This window comes from Pantoea sp. ICBG 985, from assembly GCF_002928365.1.
Lineage (GTDB): Bacteria > Pseudomonadota > Gammaproteobacteria > Enterobacterales > Enterobacteriaceae > Pantoea > Pantoea dispersa.
Genome location: NZ_POWM01000028.1, coordinates 1 through 303 on the forward strand (window position 1 = coordinate 1; position 303 = coordinate 303).

A 303-nucleotide genomic window follows, 5' to 3' on the forward strand; every position below is an offset into this window, starting at 1 on the left:
TTTTGGGCCGAGAGACAGAAAGAATTTTCAGCTTGTGACGGAAAAATTAGCGGAAACGAAAGATTTTGCGCTGAGGCAAGGCGCCGGACGAGACGGTACGAGGGAGCATACAGAAGTATGTGACTGAGTAGCGCGAGGACGGGCAACGCGGCATCAGCGAAAAAGATTCGTTTCGCGCACAAAGAATTTGCCTGGCGGCAACAGCGCGGTGGTCCCACCTGACCCCATGCCGAACTCAGAAGTGAAACGCCGTAGCGCCGATGGTAGTGTGGGGCCTCCCCATGCGAGAGTAGGGAACTGCCA

1 rRNA gene is annotated in these 303 nt (G+C 55.8%); it reads left to right on the forward strand.

The features are described 5' to 3' along the window. Positions 1-190: 190 nt before the first annotated feature. Positions 191-303 (forward strand): 5S ribosomal RNA (gene rrf, locus C1Y42_RS23295); the annotation flags it as partial.